Origin of the sequence: Jannaschia seohaensis (assembly GCF_900116765.1) — a bacterium.
GTDB lineage: Bacteria > Pseudomonadota > Alphaproteobacteria > Rhodobacterales > Rhodobacteraceae > Jannaschia > Jannaschia seohaensis.
In genome coordinates this window covers 135,849-152,171 of record NZ_UETC01000001.1, presented here as the reverse complement: position 1 = coordinate 152,171, position 16,323 = coordinate 135,849, and the positions used below count along the sequence as shown (strand labels likewise).

The window sequence follows — 16,323 nt, the reverse complement described above, 5'->3', positions numbered from 1 at the left end:
CGTGCTTGACTTGACTATGCAGATGGGGGTTCCAGTTGCTGGAAGGTCAAGGGAGGTCCCGCATGAATATTTCCGATGCGTCCGCGCGCACCGGCGTGCCCGCCAAGACGATCCGCTACTACGAAGAAATCGATCTCGTCCGGCCGAAGCGCTCCGCGAACGGCTATCGCAGCTTCTCCGACGCGGACATTCACAAGCTGAACTTCGTCGGGCGTGCGCGGTCCCTGGGATTTCCGATCGAGCAGTGCCGCACGCTGCTGGCGCTTTGGGACGATGAGGCGCGCTCCAGTGCGGAGGTGAAGGCCATCGCCGAGGCGCAGCTGGGAGAGATCGACGCCCGGATTGCCGATCTCCGCGAGATGCGAGAGACGCTGGCGCATCTGATCGGGGCCTGCGCCGGGGATCAGCGGCCCGATTGCCCGATCCTCGAGTCGCTGGGCGGCGAGATCGCCTCGGGCTGAACCGGCGGTCGGGCGCCTGTGGCGGGGCTGCGCCTGAGCGGAGGCTTTTGCACAAACGGTGAGACACCTATGTCCGGGACACGTCGAAAGGGACCGAAGATGATTCGAGCGCTGGGGATCGGAATGGCGGGGCTCATGGCTCTCGGTCTGTCGACCGGGACGGGGGCGGCGCATCCGCATGTCTTCGCCGACACCACCATCGGGTTCGAGCGCAACGCGGAGGGCGACGTCACGGCCCTGACCGTGCGCTGGCATTACGACGCGTTCACCTCGCTCACGCTCTGGGAGATCCTGGATCTCGACCCGGACCGCGACGGCGTGCTGGACGCGGTGGATTTCGCCATGATCGCCGCGGGCGAGACGGATTGGCCGCCGGGCTATACCGGCGATCTGCATATCGGCGAGGGACCGGGTTTCGCCGCGCCCCGCCATGCGAGCGCGGGCGAGGAGGATCAGCGCATCTGGGTCGCCTTCACGCTGCCCTTCGAAGCGCCGCGCCCGGCTGATGGGCTGCGCGTGGAGATCTACGACCCCGGCTATTACTACGCCTACACCACCGAGGCCGTCGCGCCCGAAGGCTGCGCGGTCGACGTGATCCAGCCGGATCTGGACGACGGCGCGATGGATCTGCGCGCGCAACTGGCCGCGCTCTCGCAGGAAGAGATGCCGGAAGACCCCAATGTGGGCGAAGCCTTTGCCGAGACCGTGCTGCTGACATGCAACTGACGCGGCAGACCGTTTCGCTCGGCGCGCTGGCGGTGCTCGCGCTCGCCGCGCTGCTGGTTCCGTGGGACGCGGTGATGGCCTGGGCCGTCGCCACCCAGCGGGAGTTCCAGGACGCGATGGCCCGCAGCCTGCGCGCCGTGCGAAGCGGCAGCCCTACGGCGATCCTGTCGCTTTGTGCCGCGACCTTCGCCTATGGCTTCGTCCATGCGCTGGGCCCGGGGCATGGGAAGATCCTGTTGGGCGGGGCGGCGCTGGCGACCCAGGCGACGCTGCGGCGGATGGTGGCGCTCTCGGTCGTCTCCGCGCTCGGGCAGGCGCTCATGGCGATCCTCCTGGTGACGGCGTTGGTCGGCGGGGTGTCCTTGCTCAGCTCGACGGCGGCGGTGGATGTGGTCGAGGAGTGGCTCGCGCCGCTCAGCTATGCGCTCTTCGCCGCAATCGGCGGCGTGATCGTGGCGCGGGGGATGCGCCTGGTGGCTCAGGCGCGCGCGCCCGCCCCGGTCTGCCAGTCCTGCGGCCATGCCCATGGCCCCGCGCCCGAGGCGGTGGCGGAACTGTCTTCCTGGCGGGACTCGGCGGCGCTGGTCTTCAGCGTGGCGGTCCGGCCCTGCTCGGGCGCGTTGCTGCTTCTGGCGATCGCGGCGCGGCTCGATGTGATGATGGTCGGCATTCTCGCGGTTCTCGCCATGGGGCTCGGCACAGCGGCGTTCAATGCGTCGGTGGCGGCCTCCGGCGTGGTCGCGCGCCAGCTCGTCCATTCCGGCGAGACGGCCTCGTTTCAGGTGACGGCGGGGGTGCTGCACCTTCTGGGCGGCGCGGTGATCGTGGCGATCAGCCTGGTGATGCTGCTGCCGCTGCTGGGCTGACCCACCGCTCAAGATCGTTGACATAAAGCGAACGCTCGGCTTTCGTCCGGCCCTCAAGGAAAGGAAAGGTTGTGGCGAAGGCGATGTCCGGCACCGTCCGGGTGACCCTATACGCGCGCGGCCGTTTTCGTGTGCTGCGGTCCGACGGCACGGATCTGACCCCGGCGCGGCGAAAGGAATGCGCGATTCTCGCGCTGCTGGCCTTCGCGCCGCAGCGGACGCGCACGCGTGAGGCGTTGCGCGGCACGCTCTGGTCGTCCCGCTCCGCCACCCAGGCGCAGGCCAGCCTGCGGCGCGCGCTGAGCAACCTGCGCAAGGCGCTGGGCCCGGATGCCGATCTCCTGGACACGCGGGATGCGCTGGTGGTGTCCCTGTCCCAAGAGGTCCGGCTGGATCGGGGCGATGCGGAGAGCGGTGCCGACCTGCTGGAGACGCTCGACCATGTCGACCCGGCGCTCGACGATTGGCTGCGGGAGGTGCGCGCGGGCGAGGACGACGCGCCGCGCCATCCCGAGGCGCCCCGCGCGCGGCCGCCGGATCGGACCAGCGTCGAGATCGTCCTGCTGCCCGGACCCGGTGACGTGGACTCCGACTATCTGACGGCGACGCTGGCGGATCACCTGGCCTCGCGCTTTGCCGCCGAGGGCGTGACCGACATCTACCACGCGCATGAGCCCGTCCCGCCCTCGGCTCTGCGCGGCACGCGCCTTCTGAGGATCGAACTCGCCGCGGCGGTGGAGGAGGACGGCTGCTGGACGGTGCATCTGCGCGCGCTGGCCGATGCCAACCGGCGCTTCATCTGGTCGGGCCGGGCGCGGATGCCGCTGGACCTGCGCGAGATCGCCGAGGGGCACCGGCTGCCCGGCTTCGCCTCGACGGCGATTTCGCAGATCAGCGCGCGGCTCCGGGCCTATCGGCTGACCGATCGCTCCGGCGTGATGGCGTTGCAGGGGGCTGCGGCGCGCCTCTTCACCGGCGACCGGGAGCAGCTCCGTCTGGCCGAGACGGAGCTTGCGGCGCTCTCGACCGGGGACGCGCTGCCGCTGGCCCTGGCCTGGCGGGGCTTCGCCGGGCTGACCCGGAGCCTCGAATTCATCGACCGGGGCCCGATCGCGGCCGAGGCGTCGGCCCTGGCCGAGGAGGCCTTCGACCTGCGTCCCGACAACCCGCTCATCGCCTCGCTCGCGGCCCGTGTCGCGCTGGAGCTGGAGGGCGATGTCGACCGCGCCGCCTATCTGGCGCAGGCGGGGCTGCGGGCCTGCGACCGCAATCCTTATGCGCTCTATGCGGCGGCGCAGGTCGCGTTGATCTCGGGCGAGCGGGCCGAGGCGCACCGGCTGGCGCAGGCCGGGCGGCTCTGCGCCGACGGTCTGCCCAACGCCTATGCCTGGGACATGGAGGTCTGTCTGACGGCGCTGGGCATGGGCGATCTGGAACTGGCCCACCGCTCCGCCCGGGCGGCCCATGCCCAGAACCGGGCGTTCCGGCCCGCCCTGCGTTACCTCGTGGCGCTGGATCTGATCCGGGGGGACCGGACGGCGGCGCGGCTTCATGCCGAAAAGCTGGCGCGGCATGAGCCGGGCTTCCTGATCTCGCATCTCACTCGCCCCGACTATCCGCTGCTGACCCTGCGCAAGACGGGCTATGCCGAGGCGCTGGTCGGGGCCTGAGGCGCGGCGCGCTCGCCGGCATGGAGTGCCGCCGCGATGGAGGTGCCGCGCAGCCGGAACAGCCGGTCGCTGCCGTCGCCGCGCAGGGGCATGCCCATGAACGGCCCCGGCCCGTCCACGGCAAGCCGCGCGACGGGCGCGTCGGCGGAGTCCGCCTCCAGCCCGCCGTAGACCGCGGGGTGGGTGCCATCCCCGCCGGACCAGTGCGCCCCGACCGAACGGAGCCTCGGATCCCGCCCCGTGCAGAGCACCGAGATCGTCCCCGCCCGGCGCACGAGGCTGTCCGCGTGGCTGCTGTCATCCGTGCCGGGCAGGCCCATGGCGTCCCGCGGCCGATAGGCCGGATCTTCCAACCAGGAGCGGCGGAAGGGCGCAGCGCGGTCGTCCTCGAAGCCTGAATCGTCCCGTCGCACATAGGCCCGGGCCGGCCCCGGGCCGCCCAGCGCGACGCGCCAGGCTCCGAAGGGCGCGCCCGGTCCGGCGCCGTCCGGTCCCCGGCCCGACAGGATGACTTCGGTCCTCTCCAGGCTGTCCGAGGCGCGCCGCGTGTAGATCAGCCCGACGATCCGGTCGTCGTCCCTGAGCAGGGCGAAGCTGCGTCCCTCGGCCCGCGTCACCTCCGTCCCATCCGGCGCCGTCAGGGTCAGCGCGGGGCGGCCGGGCGCGTGGAACAGCTCCAGCCGGTTGTTGGAGTGGTCGCCGGGCAGGATGCGCCAGGTCAGGGGCGGGCGGGCGCCGCCCTCGGGGTCGGGCAGATGCGCGACGCTCTGGCCTTGCAGGTGGTTGCCCGTGGGCAGGATCAGCTCCAGCAGGATGTTGCGCGCGGCCAGCGCATCGAGCACGGCGGTCACCGCGCGCAGGAAGGCCGGGTCCGCGCCGGTTTGCGGCCCGCCGGGAAACCCGTAGGAGAGCAGGACGACCAGCCGCAGCGGCATGTTCGGCTGGGTCGCCCGCGCCGCCATGTCCGCCATCGCGGCCAGGGCCAGTGGCAGGACGGCGCGCATCCGGATGCCGGTCGAGTCGCGCAGCACCGCCCGCGGCAATTCCAGCGCGTGCAGCCGGCTGCGTGGCGGCGCGGTGCGGGCGATCGCGTCGAGCATCGCGGTCCCGTGGGCGACCTGTCCGGGGCGGACCAGCGGCGGGCGTCCCGCTTGGGGCGCATGGACGGAGCCGGGGAAGGCGGCCGCCAGCATCCGGCGATTGGCCCGGTCGCCCTCGGGCGCGGTGCCTCGGGCGATGGCCGCATCGATCTCGCTGCTGGCGAGGCGTTCGACTCCCCCCGCCTGCGCGGGCGCGAGATGGCCGACCGAGCGGATCTCGACATTGAGGATGTTCGGGTTCCAGAACGCGATGCCCGCGTCGATCAGGCCGATCTGGGCGGGGGTCTCGGGCCCCGGCACGGCGCTGCGGGCGGCTGGCAGCGGTACCGAGAGAGTTCCGACGGGAAAGCCGGGCGCGACCGCCAGGACATCCGCGCCGACCGCGCCGTCCTCAGACGGCGCGGCGCCTGCGAGACAGGCTTCGACGTCCCCGCGCAAGCTGCTCTGGTCGAGAGGCGCCAGTGTCACGGCGTCGGCGCCGCGATGCAGCCGGCACAGCGGCGCGTCGGGGTCGCGGGCGAGGCAGAGTTCGAGATAGCTGGCGAGCGCCTCTTCCGGCAGGTCGTCCAGGGGCGCCGAGGCCGCGTCGGTCAGGCGCAGCACTGCTCAGCCCCCGATTTCGGCCAGGGCGAGGCGCGTCAGGAGCGCGACGCGCGTGTCGCCCACGCCCGCGGTCTGGCTCTGAACGATGGCAGGCCGCCCGGACTGGCCCGCATGGTTCGAGCCCAGCACGCCGTCCTCGCCGGAGCCGGGCCACATGTCGGCGGGCGCGGGCGCCGTCGCGCCGAGCCCCATGCGGTCGGCGAAGACCCGGGCCAGCAGCGCGGCCAGGGTCCGTCCCATATAGCCGTCATGCTCGTAATGGACGCCCGCCACGACGCGGTTCTCTTCGATGCGGGCGGCGATCAGGCGCAATTCCCGGCTGGCGCCGCCGAAGATCAGGGCCTCCAGGGCGAAGGCCAGGCCGAAGGCTTCGGTGGCATGGCCGCTGGGGGCGGCGCTATGGGCGGGCGTCTGGATGACTGGCGCGACGGCGGAGCTCAGATCGGCGGGCCGCGAGACCGAGAGCAGCGCCTTGGCCTGCACGGTGATCTGCGTGGTCGCGGCGTGGATCGCGGACAGAAGCGTCATCGTCATCGGATGGGTCGCCGCCGAGATCGGATGGACCAGCGCCAGAAAGCTGATGAGGTCCGACTGCTGCTCCAGGATCTCGTTCATCCGCTCGGCCCGCAGCCAGCGGCGGGCGAGGATCGGGGCCAGCGCCTGTTGCGCCGCCGTCTCCAACGCCGCGCCGGAGAGACCGTGGAACGGCGATGTCAGCGTGGCGCTGCCTTGCGGCGTCGTGACCTGGGCCGCGCCGGACGCGTCGGAGACGGTGATCCCGTCGACCAGTTCCTGCACCAGCAGGATCTCCCGGTGGCGGGCATTCAGACGGCGCAGCGCCCGCTCGGGATCGGGGGAGGGGATCGGCTGGGCCACGGCGGTGGCAGGGACCTGGCCCGGCAGCGCGATCGCGACCGCGTCTAGCGCGGCGCTGAGCCGGGAGGACGTGCCCTGGCCCGCATGGCTCAGCTCCGACTGGGCGTTCTGCGCGTTCTGAGCGTTTTGTGCGTTCTGGGCATTTTGCGCATTCTGCGCGTTCTGAGCATTGGCAAAAGGCATGGTGTCTCCCGATTCCCCTTGGTCAGGACCTACCACCGTTATCGGCTTCGTCTGCCCAGAGACGGCCCGGTTCACGCAAAAATCACGCCCCTCCTGCGACATAGGGTCGAAGGGGCCGAATCAGGCCGCCGCATGAGGGTGGATCATGACCTTGAGACTCGTTTCCGATCGAGGCCCGGCCCCGGACGGGGCGCGCGATGAGGAGGCGGCAGGCGCCAGGGCGCCCCAGCTCCATGCGCTGGGCGGTGTGCTGTCGCAGAGCGGGGTCGCCCCCAGTTCGGAGAGCGCCATTTCCGACATGGCGGCGCTCTACGGCGCGGGGCTGCTGCGGGATTGCGAATTCGCGCAGTGGGGGACGGACCCGCAGGTGGCGGCGCTGGCGCGCATGATGCCGGGCGATCCGGACGGGGTGGCCCCAGACAGCTTGCTGCGCGGGCGCATGGATGGGGCGCGTCAGGGACCCTATGTCTCGCAGCTTCTCCTGATCGGCGGGGGCGTCGAGCGGGACGGTGGCATCGATCCGAGAGAGGCCGGTGCTGGCGTGCGGTCCGGCCTGGTCAGCTATGGCACGCAACGACTCAGCCAGCATGTCGCGGGCTATCTCAGCCGTCTCGACTATGGGACGGATTGGGCCGGGTGGCAGAATGCGCGCGATCGGCGCGGCGCAGTGACACCCCGGCTGGAGCGCTTCGCGCATTTCGTCGCCACGCCGAGGGATCTGGTCAGCCGGGTCTGCCTGGACGCGCCGTTTCAAGCGCCGCTGACGGCCTGCCTCGTTCTGCTGGAGGCCGGGATCCCGCTCGGGGCCGGGCTGTCGGGTTCCGGTGCCGCCTCGGACGCGGATGCGCCGTTCGGTCCGTCCCATATTCTGTCCCTGGTGACCGAGGCCGCGAGCCGCGCAGCTCGGGCGGCCCGCACGGATCGGCACGACCGCCGGTCGCTGGGTCCCCAAGCGCTTGCTGCCGGGCTCGCCCTGGCCTGGTCCGGCGACCGTGATCGGGCGCTCGGTATGGCGGGCGAGGGCTTCTCCCGGATGGCGGAGGTTCTGTCGGAGCGCGGTCTGCTCCAGCGGGTGGCCGCGCATAACGCCTATCAGAACGCGCTTTGGCCCGATCGCGGCGCCCTGGGTCCGTTGGGGGAAGAGACGAACGCGCTGTTGCCGATGGCGCATCCGTCCGCGACGCGCGGCATCGCCCCCGCTCTGGCTGCGGGGGCCTGCGTGACGATCCTCAAGGCCTGCTTCGAGATGTTCGACCGCCCTGGACCGGCGCCGCTGGGGGCGCTGCGCGCCCTGACCGGGCCGGACGCCCCCCTGTCCTGCGCTTGGCAGACCTGTCCCGAGAATCCGCAGGACCTGCGCCCGGTGGCTGCGGCGCCGCTGATGCTCCTGGGGGAGCTCGACAAGCTGGCGGCGAACCTCGCCATGGGCTGCGTCTTCGCGGGCGATGCCACGCCCGAGGCGGCCCATGCCGCCCTGCGCCAGGGCGAGCGGATCGCCGTGCGTCTTCTCACCGAAGAGGCGGCGGCATCGCCCTGGCCGACGACCATGCGCCTGACCTCGTTCGACGGCGACGGGTTGACGATCAAGGCCGCACCCGCGCGCGATGACCCGCCCGTCACGATCTGGAACGAGGACGGCGCGGGCGGTGCAGACGCGCTTCGGGCCTGGTGGACGCGCCAGGCCTGACCCCGGCCGCGGCGCGTCTCCCCCGCCGCGGCCACCCTTCTCACGCCGCCCGGCGCGCGGTCTCGACCGCCAGGGCGGCCAACGCGCCCGCCCCCAGGAAAAACGCTGCGATCACCCCCATCTGCGAGGGGAAGTCGATGCCGAGATCAATGGCGACCCCCGTGATCCCCGGCCCGATGGCAGAGCCCAGCACCATGATTGCCGTCGACAGCGCCTTGATCCCGCCCAGGTGGCGCGTGCCGTAGAACTCCGCCCAGAAGGCGGTGGGCACGGTCGCCTGCAAGCCCGTGCCCATCCCGAAGATCAGCAGCGCCACAGCCGCGCCGGCCAGCGTCTCCGTGTTGCCCATCAGCAGGAAGGCGAGCGCGTAGGGCAGCATGTAGACCTGCATCATCCGCCCCGCGCCGATACGGTCCAGCACCGCGCCCGAGGTTAGCGTCGTCGCGACCGACACGGCGGTGAAGGCGGGCAGCAGCGCGACATAGCCGGCCAGCGTCCAGCCCTTCTCGGCCACGAGATGAACTTGGTGGAAGAATAGCGCCGTCCCGAACATCGGGGGCCCCAGCAAGAGCGGCGTCAGCATCCAGAACAGCGGATGGCGCAGCATGTCGGCGCGGGTCCAGTGATGGCCGCCCATGCCCGCGACCGCCGTCTCTTGCGCCAGCGATTGCGGCGTCCGCTCCGCCCGCAACAGGCGCGTCACCAGCGGGATCGTCGCCAGGACCAGCCCCGCCGCGATCACCCAAAGAACGCGCCAGTCCACCAGCGCCATCCCGGCGACGAACAGGATGGGCAGCACCGCCTGCCCGAGGGCGAATCCCATCGCCGAGATCGACAGCGCCCGGCCCCGCGCCGCCACGAACCAGCGCGCCATCGCCAGCGCGGCGAGATGGCTCATCATCCCCTGGCCCGCGAAGCGCAGCGCGAAGACCGACAGGCCCAACACCGCCCAATGCCATGCCCCCGCCATCAGCAGGCAGGCCCCCGCCAGCGCCAGCCCGGACAAGGCCGCGAGATGCCGGATGCGAAGCCGGTCGGTGACGGGGCCGACAAAGACCATGACTGCGGCCGACGTCGTCGTGGCGAGGGCGTAGAGCAAGCCCCACTGGCCGTCGCTCAGAGAGAAGGCCGCCATGATCTGCGCCGCGAAGAGCGCGATGAAAAAGGTCTGGCCGTAGCTCGACGTGAAGGCGAGGGTCACGCCCGCGCTGAGGAAGGGGGCGTTCTCGCGCAGGAAAGCGAAACTGGGGATGCTGCGCGCCATGTCGGAGGCCTAGCCGGAGGGAGCCGTCGGACCGGGGCTCTGCCCCGGACCCCGGGATATTTTTCCAGGGAAGAAGGGGGGTCTTCGTGCCTTCCCTGTGGAGACCCTGCAGCCTGTCGGCGAGATCAGAGGACGTATCGGCTGAGATCGGTGGAGCGGGCCAACTCCCCCAGCTGGGCCTCGACGAAAGGCGCGTCGATCACGACCTCGGTGCCGCCCTTGTCGGGGGCCTCGAAGCTGAGTTCCTCGAAGACGCGTTCCAGCACCGTATAGAGGCGGCGCGCGCCGATATTCTCGACGCTCTCGTTCACCTGCGCGGCGATCCGGGCGAGGGCGGCGATCCCTTCCTCGGTGAAGGTCACGGTGACCTGCTCGGTCGCCATCAGCGCGGTGTATTGCCGGGTCAGCGCGTTGTCTGTCTCGGTCAGGATGCGCACGAAATCGGCTTCGGTCAGGGCGCGCAATTCCACCCGGATCGGCAGGCGGCCCTGAAGCTCGGGCAGGAGGTCCGAGGGCTTGGCGATGTGGAAGGCGCCCGAGGCGATGAACAGGATGTGGTCGGTCTTGACCGGCCCGTGCTTGGTCGAGACGGTCGTGCCCTCGATCAGCGGCAGCAGGTCGCGCTGCACGCCCTCGCGGCTGACATCGCCGCCGCGCGCGTCCTGGCGGGCGGCGACCTTGTCGATCTCGTCGATGAAGACGATCCCGTTCTGCTCGACGGCGCGCACGGCCTCTCGCGTGACCGTCTCGGGGTCGAGCAGCTTATCTGCCTCCTCCTCGATCAGCAGGTCGTAGGAGGCTGCGACGGTCATCCGCTTCTTGACCCGGCGCTGCATCATCTTGCCGAAGATCTCGCCCAGATTGGCCATCTGGTCCATGCCGGGCTGGCCCGGGATCGCCATGCCCATTGGGTTTGAGGTGTCGGCGACCTCAAGCTCGATCACCTTGTCGTCCAACTCGCCCGTGCGCAGCTTCTTGCGGAAGGCCTCGCGTGTGCCTTCGCGGGCATGCTCGCCCGCAAGCGCCTCGATCACCCGCTCCTCGGCGGCGGAATGGGCCTTGGACTTCACCTCGTCGCGCATCCGCTCCCGGATCATCAGCTGGGCGGAATCGACCAGATCGCGGACGATTTGCTCCACGTCGCGGCCGACATAGCCGACCTCGGTGAACTTGGTCGCCTCCACCTTGAGGAAGGGCGCATGGGCCAGCTTGGCGAGGCGGCGCGAGATCTCGGTCTTGCCGACGCCGGTGGGGCCGATCATCAAGATGTTCTTGGGATAGACCTCTTCGCGCAGATCGTCGCCCAGCTGCTTGCGCCGCCAGCGGTTGCGCAGCGCCACGGCGACGGCGCGCTTGGCCTCTTTCTGGCCGATGATGAAGCGGTCGAGTTCGGAGACGATCTCGCGCGGGGTCAGGTCGGTCATGGGTCTCTCCTTCGCTCCGCTACTTGGGACGGCGCTCCCGGAAACGCAACGGCGGTGACGTGGGCGGGAGCGGGGCGAGGCGTTCCGCCCGCGACGGCTAAACGCCCGCAGCCTGGCCGGCCCGCCTCAGAGCGTGTCGAGCGACTTCGACTTAATCCGCCATGCTCGCAGCAACGCATACCACGGGCGGCGCAGGGCTGAGATGAGGGGAGCCCCGCGCCTCTCCATCACGGGTTCTCAAATACTCACGGCGCGCCGGTGCCGCAGGCGCCACACCGACATCTGCACGCGGTGCCCCAAGCGAAGAGAGCCGAGCAGGCTCGATGAGCGTCAGCCGCCGATGCTTTCCACCGTCAGATTGCCGTTGGTGTAGACGCAGATATCGGCGGCGATCGCCATCGACCGCCGCGCGATCGCTTCCGCGTCCATGTCGCTGTCCATCAGCGCGCGCGCCGCCGCGAGCGCATAATTCCCGCCCGAGCCGATGGCGGTCACGTCATGCTCCGGCTCCAGAACGTCGCCCGCGCCGGTGATGACGAACAGGTCGCGCCCGTCGGTGACGATCAGCATCGCTTCCAGCTTTTGGAGATACTTGTCCGTGCGCCAGTCCTTGGCCAGTTCGACGCTGGCGCGCTGCAACTGGCCTGGCGTGGCTTCCAGCTTCTTCTCCAGCCGCTCCAGCAGGGTGAAGGCGTCGGCGGTGGAGCCGGCGAAGCCCGCGACCACTTCGGCGCGGCCAGGCGCCAGCCGGCGCACCTTGCGCGCCGTGCCCTTCATCACGGTCTGGCCGACGCTGACCTGCCCGTCGCCCGCGACGACGACGCGGCCGCCTTTGCGGACGCCGATGATGGTGGTGCCGTGCCAGCCGGGAAAGTCGCTCATGGTCCGTCTCCGTCGCCCTGAAGGGGCGCAAGTGTCCTTTGCGGGCCGATATGGGGCGCGGGCTTGGCGGAGGAAACCCCACGCATATAGCTTCGAAGCGATTTCGCCCTCACTCCGGGAAGCGCCAGCCCGCCCGCCGCGGCACCCGGACCGCCAGCATCGGCATCAGCCAGGGCCCGCGGAAGCGGTCGAGATCGAGCGCCTCGAACACCCCGACTGTCCGCTCGCCGCCGATCACCGTCTCGACGGCGCAGCGGTTGTAGAAGGGCGCGTCGAGCATCGCCTTGACCTGTCGGGGCGCGTGGCCCGCGTCGCAGCGGGTTTCGCGGCGCACCAGCCAGTTCGAGCGGCGGAAGCGTTGCAGCGGGGGCGCCTCGATCTCCGCGCAACTGCCATCGGCCCCAAAGCGCAGCGCGACCGACAACTGCGACCCGTCCGTCCGGGCCGCGTCGTAGAAGGCGACCGAGCCGTCCCCGACCGGAAACCGCCCCCAGGTCCAATAGCCGAAATCCGCCTCCAGCGCGCGCGTCCCGAAATTCGCGTCGAGATAGCCATGCCCGTCCCAGCGCCAGCCGGGGCGGTTCAGATCGACCTTGATCCCGGCCGTGGGCGCGAAGGGGCGCCAGACATGGGCGCCATCGGGCGTGAGCGGCACTTCGACATCGGTCAGCGCCGTCGGCGCCACCGTGATCGTTCCTCGCAAGGGCTGGGCGTGGGGCGTTGACATCTCGTCGATCTCGATGACCAGACGCTCGCCCTCCCATCTGAGGCAGGACGGCCCAACCGTGAAGCTCTCCGCCGTTAGCCTGAGGGCCGCGCGGCCCCGGTCGGTCATCGTCCAGCGACCGCCCCGGCCGTAGGTGACGACGTTGATGCAGACGTTGTCGTCGGGGTCGCGCCGTCCGCTCCAACGATACCAGGGCGAGAAGACGGAGCCGATGAAGGCGATGACCGAGACGGCGCGGGTGCCGCAGGCGCTGATCCCGTCGACATACCACCAGGCATAGCCGTCCGGCGGGACGGCGAGGTCGAAGCGAGGTCCGTGCAGATCGCCTCGGCCGCGAGCTTGCCGGACAGGGCCGCCATCGGCAACCCCGCTCCCGGATGCGTTCCGCCCCCCGCCAGATAAAGCCCGGGCAGCGCGGTCCGCGCCGTGGGCCGGGCGAAGGCCGCCAGGGTCCCGTGCGGGCTCCGCCCGTAAAGGGATCCGTCCGAGGCCGGGAACAGGGTCGCGAAGCCCTCCGGCGTGGTCAGCCGGTCCGTTTCCGGGGTGATGTCGAAGGTCAGTCCCATCCGCGCCAGTCGGAGGAAGGTGGTCTCGCGGCATTGCTCCATCTCCTCCGGGTTCGGGGCGGTGGCGGCCCGGGGCGGGCCGTTGACGATGATCTCGAAGCGTTCTGCCCCCTCGGGCGCGGGGCCGTCGCCGCGATCCTGCGCGCACACATAGAGGGTCGGGTCCGAGGGCAGCAGGCCGAGGCCGATCTCGGGAAATTCGGAGTTCGGGGTATCGGCGAAGAAGACGTTGTGATGTGTGGGCGGTCGTCCTGTGACGCGGGCGGCGAAGGACCAGACGAAGGCCGAGAGGCTTCGGGGGCTGACGGCGCGGGCGGGCAGGCGGACCGGCCCCAACAGGCCGCGATGCAGCGCCGCCGGATCGCCGTTGAAGACGGCCACGTCGCAGGGGTGGCGCGTGCCGCCCGCATGGATCGCGGAGACGTGGCCGCCCGTCTGTTCGATCCGGTCGACATGAGTGTCGCAGATCACGTGAGCTCCAAGCCCCTCCAGCACCGTTCGCATTGCGGCTGCGAGCCGGTGCATCCCGCCCGCGACCGACCAGACGCCCCGCGATTCGGCCTGCCAGATCAGCGAGAGCAGCGCCGGAGAGGCGGTCGGGTCGCCGCCGACATAGGTCGCGTAGCGTCCGAAAAGCTGCCGCAAGCGGGGATCGTCGAACCGCCGCGCCAGCGCTCCGGCGAGCGTCCGGCCCGGCGCCATCGCCGGTATCAGGCTCGGATCGCGGGCGACCACGCCGGTCATGCCCCAGAGCGTCGGCGCGCTGGCCCGCATCATCGGCGCGTCGAACGCATCGAACAGCCGTGCCGTATCGCGGTGGAAGTCGTAGAAGGCCGCCGCCGCCGCGCCCCCGGCGAAGGCACGGATCGCCGCCTCGGACTGCTCGGGATCGGCGTAGAGATCCAACGCGCTCCCATCGGCCCAGTGGTGACGCGCCAGCACGACCAGCGGTTCGAGCGTGACATGCTCCGTGAGCGTGGTGCCGCACGCGACGAAAAGCTCCTCGAAGACGTCGCGCAGGGTCAGGACGGTGGGGCCCGCATCGACCGGCCCGGCCGCGCTGGGCAGGGTGCGCATCTTGCCGCCGACCTCCGCCGCGCGTTCCAGCACGAGGACGTCACAGCCACGCGCGGCAAGACGCATCGCGGCAGAAAGCCCTCCAATGCCGGCGCCGATCACGATAACCCTGTCGCGCATCCTCCCTCCGTCCGAGTTGACAGACAGGCGAAACTGTCCAAACTGTCTGACACCATCTGTCATCTTGATGTGACATGTCCAGCCCCGAGGTCCGCCATGCCGTTCTCCGCCCGTATCGAAGGCAGCATCGACCGCGCCCTCGACCGCGCCACCGCCGCCTTGCCGCCGCCCAAGCTGGCGGCCGCGCTGCGGCACGCGGTCAAGCCCGGCGGCGCCCGGATCCGCCCGACGATCCTTCTGTCGGTGGCCAGTGCCTGCGGCGATGACAGGCCCGCGCTGTCCGATGCGGCGGGAGCCGCGCTGGAATTGATCCACTGCGCCTCGCTGGTCCATGACGACCTGCCCTGCTTCGACGATGCCGCGACCCGCCGGGGCAAGCCCTCGGTCCACCGCGCCTATGGCGAGGCGCTGGCGGTGCTGACGGGCGATTCGCTCATCGTTCAGGGCTTTGATACGCTGGCCGAGGCGGGGGCCATCGACCCCGCCCGGGCCATCCGTCTCACGGCGGAGCTGGCGCGCTATACCGGGATGCCCCATGGCATCTGCGCCGGGCAGGGCTGGGAGAGCGAGGACCAGATCGACCTCGCCACCTATCACCGGGCCAAGACCGGCGCGCTGTTCACCGCGGCTACCCGCATGGGCGCCATCGCCGCCGGCCAGGAGGCCGAGCCCTGGACCGAGCTCGGCGCGCGGATCGGTGAGGCGTTCCAGGTGGCCGACGACCTGCTGGACGTGCTGCAACCCTCCGCCGAGACCGGCAAGCCCATGGGGCAGGACGCCGCCCATGACCGGCCCTCGGCCGTGGCGAGCTATGGCGTCGATGGCGCGATTCGGCGTCTTCAGGACATCCTGTCGGGGGCCATCGCCTCCATTCCGGCCTGCCCGGGCGAGGCGATGCTGGCCGACATGGTGAACCGCACCGCTGCCCGGTTGACCCCGGCGCATATCGCAACGCCTGCCCAATGACCGCGCTGGAGCCGCCGGCCCGCCCGCGCCGCGCGGGCTGGGCCACGCGGCTCGTCGCGTCGCGCCGGTTCCAGACGTTTTGCGCCCGCGTCCCGGGCCTGCGCCGCATCGCGCGCCGGGATGGAGAGGCGCTGTTCGATCTCGTGGCGGGGTTCGTGCATTCGCAGGTGCTTTGGGCCGTGGTCGAGCTGCGCCTGGCGCACCGCCTGTTCGAAGCATCCCAGAGCGCCGAGGCGCTGGCGCGGGGCACCGGCATTCCCGCCGCGCGTATGGCCGCGCTTTGCGATGCGGCGGTGGCGCTTGGCCTCTTTTGCAAGCGCCATGGCACCTATTCCCTGGCCCGCCGGGGTGCGGCGATGCTGGGCGTGCCGGGGCTGGAGGCGATGGTCTCGCACCATTCCGTTCTCTATCGCGATCTCTCCGACCCGCTGGGCGTCCTGCGCGGGGAGGAGACGGAGCTGGCGCGGTTCTGGCCCTATGTCTTCGGCGCCGCCGCCGCCGAGGCCCCGGATGTCGCCGCGCGCTATTCCCGCCTGATGACCGAGAGCCAAGCCCTCGTCGCCGAGGAGACCCTGTCGCGCGTCGATCTGTCGGGGGCCAGCGAGGTTCTGGACGTGGGCGGTGGCGCTGGGGCCTTCCTGGCCGCGCTTGGAGCGCGCCATTCCGGACCGCACCTGCATCTCTTCGATCTGCCTGCCGTGGCCCCCGCCGCGGCGCGGACCTTCGCCGAGGCGGGGCTGTCGGCGCGCGCCCGGATCACGCCCGGGAGCTTCCGGGATGACCGGCTGCCCGAGGGAGCGGACACTGTCACGCTGGTGCGGGTGCTTTACGACCATGCGGACGAGACGGTGCTGGCGCTGCTGCGTGCGGTTCACACCGCGCTGCCCGAGGGCGGGCGCCTGATCGTCAGCGAGCCGATGACCGGAGGCGCCGCGCCGCACCGGGCCGGTGACGCCTATTTTGCTTTTTATTGCATGGCGATGAGAACCGGGCGCGCGCGCTCGCCCGAGGAGATCGTCGCGCTGCTGAGGCGTGCGGGCTTCGGCCGAATTCGCGATGCGGGGACGACTCGGCCCTTCGTGACTCATGTCCTTGATGCGCGAAAATGATCCAAAACTTTGACAG

14 protein-coding genes are annotated in these 16,323 nt (G+C 70.9%); 7 read left to right on the top strand and 7 right to left on the bottom strand.

Annotated features, from left to right (window positions below):
- Positions 1–62: 62 nt before the first annotated feature.
- The 4 genes from cueR (at position 63) to DTQ71_RS00710 (ending at position 3,723) form a co-directional block, all read left to right on the top strand.
- Complete coding sequence (gene cueR, locus DTQ71_RS00725) at positions 63–461, top strand: Cu(I)-responsive transcriptional regulator (protein WP_109562384.1); 399 nt, start codon at positions 63–65, stop codon at positions 459–461.
- 99 nt (positions 462–560) lie between these two features.
- Positions 561–1,187 carry a DUF1007 family protein gene (locus DTQ71_RS00720; protein WP_170125254.1) on the top strand — a complete coding sequence of 209 codons (627 nt, stop codon included), beginning with the start codon at positions 561–563 and terminating at the stop codon, positions 1,185–1,187.
- Positions 1,178–2,053: a nickel/cobalt transporter gene (locus DTQ71_RS00715; RefSeq protein ID WP_109562382.1), complete on the top strand. Its 876-nt coding sequence runs from the start codon at positions 1,178–1,180 to the stop codon at positions 2,051–2,053. The genes DTQ71_RS00720 and DTQ71_RS00715 overlap by 10 nt, the downstream gene beginning before the upstream one ends.
- Positions 2,054–2,136: 83 nt before the next feature.
- Complete coding sequence (locus DTQ71_RS00710) at positions 2,137–3,723, top strand: AfsR/SARP family transcriptional regulator (protein ID WP_146204784.1); 1,587 nt, start codon at positions 2,137–2,139, stop codon at positions 3,721–3,723.
- Here the strand turns inward: DTQ71_RS00710 and DTQ71_RS00705 are convergent.
- Both DTQ71_RS00705 and DTQ71_RS00700 read right to left on the bottom strand, forming a co-directional pair.
- Positions 3,696–5,426 carry a hypothetical protein gene (locus tag DTQ71_RS00705; RefSeq protein ID WP_109562380.1) on the bottom strand — a complete coding sequence of 577 codons (1,731 nt, stop codon included), beginning with the start codon at positions 5,424–5,426 and terminating at the stop codon, positions 3,696–3,698. The two genes, DTQ71_RS00710 and DTQ71_RS00705, sit on opposite strands and share 28 nt — an antisense overlap.
- Positions 5,427–5,429: 3 nt before the next feature.
- Positions 5,430–6,485, bottom strand: a complete 1,056-nt coding sequence (locus DTQ71_RS00700; RefSeq protein ID WP_109562379.1) for a phosphatase PAP2 family protein — start codon at positions 6,483–6,485, stop codon at positions 5,430–5,432.
- Between the two features lie 145 nt (positions 6,486–6,630).
- Here DTQ71_RS00700 and DTQ71_RS00695 point away from each other — a divergent pair, with 145 nt between their 5' ends.
- Complete coding sequence (locus tag DTQ71_RS00695) at positions 6,631–8,172, top strand: hypothetical protein (RefSeq protein WP_146204783.1); 1,542 nt, start codon at positions 6,631–6,633, stop codon at positions 8,170–8,172.
- A 40-nt stretch (positions 8,173–8,212) separates the two neighbouring features.
- Here the strand turns inward: DTQ71_RS00695 and DTQ71_RS00690 are convergent, their stop codons facing one another.
- From DTQ71_RS00690 to crtD, 5 genes are all read right to left on the bottom strand, one after another.
- Positions 8,213–9,436 (bottom strand): MFS transporter, encoded by a 1,224-nt coding sequence (locus DTQ71_RS00690; protein WP_109562377.1) that lies wholly within the window; start codon positions 9,434–9,436, stop codon positions 8,213–8,215.
- Between the two features lie 125 nt (positions 9,437–9,561).
- Complete coding sequence (gene hslU, locus DTQ71_RS00685) at positions 9,562–10,860, bottom strand: ATP-dependent protease ATPase subunit HslU (RefSeq protein ID WP_109562376.1); 1,299 nt, start codon at positions 10,858–10,860, stop codon at positions 9,562–9,564.
- A 330-nt stretch (positions 10,861–11,190) separates the two neighbouring features.
- Positions 11,191–11,742, bottom strand: a complete 552-nt coding sequence (gene hslV, locus DTQ71_RS00680; RefSeq protein WP_109562375.1) for an ATP-dependent protease subunit HslV — start codon at positions 11,740–11,742, stop codon at positions 11,191–11,193.
- 109 nt (positions 11,743–11,851) lie between these two features.
- Positions 11,852–12,691 carry a carotenoid 1,2-hydratase gene (gene crtC, locus DTQ71_RS00675; protein WP_346217168.1) on the bottom strand — a complete coding sequence of 280 codons (840 nt, stop codon included), beginning with the start codon at positions 12,689–12,691 and terminating at the stop codon, positions 11,852–11,854.
- Positions 12,574–14,232: a 1-hydroxycarotenoid 3,4-desaturase CrtD gene (gene crtD / locus DTQ71_RS00670; protein ID WP_109562373.1), complete on the bottom strand. Its 1,659-nt coding sequence runs from the start codon at positions 14,230–14,232 to the stop codon at positions 12,574–12,576. The genes crtC and crtD overlap by 118 nt, the downstream gene beginning before the upstream one ends.
- 96 nt (positions 14,233–14,328) lie before the next feature.
- On the opposite strand from crtD, the gene DTQ71_RS00665 reads away from it, so the two are divergent.
- Complete coding sequence (locus tag DTQ71_RS00665; RefSeq protein ID WP_109562372.1) at positions 14,329–15,198, top strand: polyprenyl synthetase family protein; 870 nt, start codon at positions 14,329–14,331, stop codon at positions 15,196–15,198.
- Positions 15,195–16,307, top strand: a complete 1,113-nt coding sequence (locus DTQ71_RS00660; RefSeq protein ID WP_109562371.1) for a methyltransferase — start codon at positions 15,195–15,197, stop codon at positions 16,305–16,307. Before DTQ71_RS00665 ends, DTQ71_RS00660 begins: the two co-directional genes overlap by 4 nt.
- Positions 16,308–16,323: the final 16 nt, after the last annotated feature.

Bases quoted from the DNA above. Each gene is read 5' to 3' on its own strand.
- cueR (WP_109562384.1), top strand. From the start codon at position 63: ATGAATATTTCCGATGCGTCCGCGCGCACCGGCGTGCCCGCCAAGACG.
- DTQ71_RS00720 (WP_170125254.1), top strand. From the start codon at position 561: ATGATTCGAGCGCTGGGGATCGGAATGGCGGGGCTCATGGCTCTCGGT.
- DTQ71_RS00715 (WP_109562382.1), top strand. From the start codon at position 1,178: ATGCAACTGACGCGGCAGACCGTTTCGCTCGGCGCGCTGGCGGTGCTC.
- DTQ71_RS00710 (WP_146204784.1), top strand. From the start codon at position 2,137: ATGTCCGGCACCGTCCGGGTGACCCTATACGCGCGCGGCCGTTTTCGT.
- DTQ71_RS00700 (WP_109562379.1), bottom strand. From the start codon at position 6,485: ATGCCTTTTGCCAATGCTCAGAACGCGCAGAATGCGCAAAATGCCCAG.
- DTQ71_RS00695 (WP_146204783.1), top strand. From the start codon at position 6,631: ATGACCTTGAGACTCGTTTCCGATCGAGGCCCGGCCCCGGACGGGGCG.
- DTQ71_RS00690 (WP_109562377.1), bottom strand. From the start codon at position 9,436: ATGGCGCGCAGCATCCCCAGTTTCGCTTTCCTGCGCGAGAACGCCCCC.
- hslU (WP_109562376.1), bottom strand. From the start codon at position 10,860: ATGACCGACCTGACCCCGCGCGAGATCGTCTCCGAACTCGACCGCTTC.
- hslV (WP_109562375.1), bottom strand. From the start codon at position 11,742: ATGAGCGACTTTCCCGGCTGGCACGGCACCACCATCATCGGCGTCCGC.
- crtD (WP_109562373.1), bottom strand. From the start codon at position 14,232: ATGCGCGACAGGGTTATCGTGATCGGCGCCGGCATTGGAGGGCTTTCT.
- DTQ71_RS00665 (WP_109562372.1), top strand. From the start codon at position 14,329: ATGCCGTTCTCCGCCCGTATCGAAGGCAGCATCGACCGCGCCCTCGAC.
- DTQ71_RS00660 (WP_109562371.1), top strand. From the start codon at position 15,195: ATGACCGCGCTGGAGCCGCCGGCCCGCCCGCGCCGCGCGGGCTGGGCC.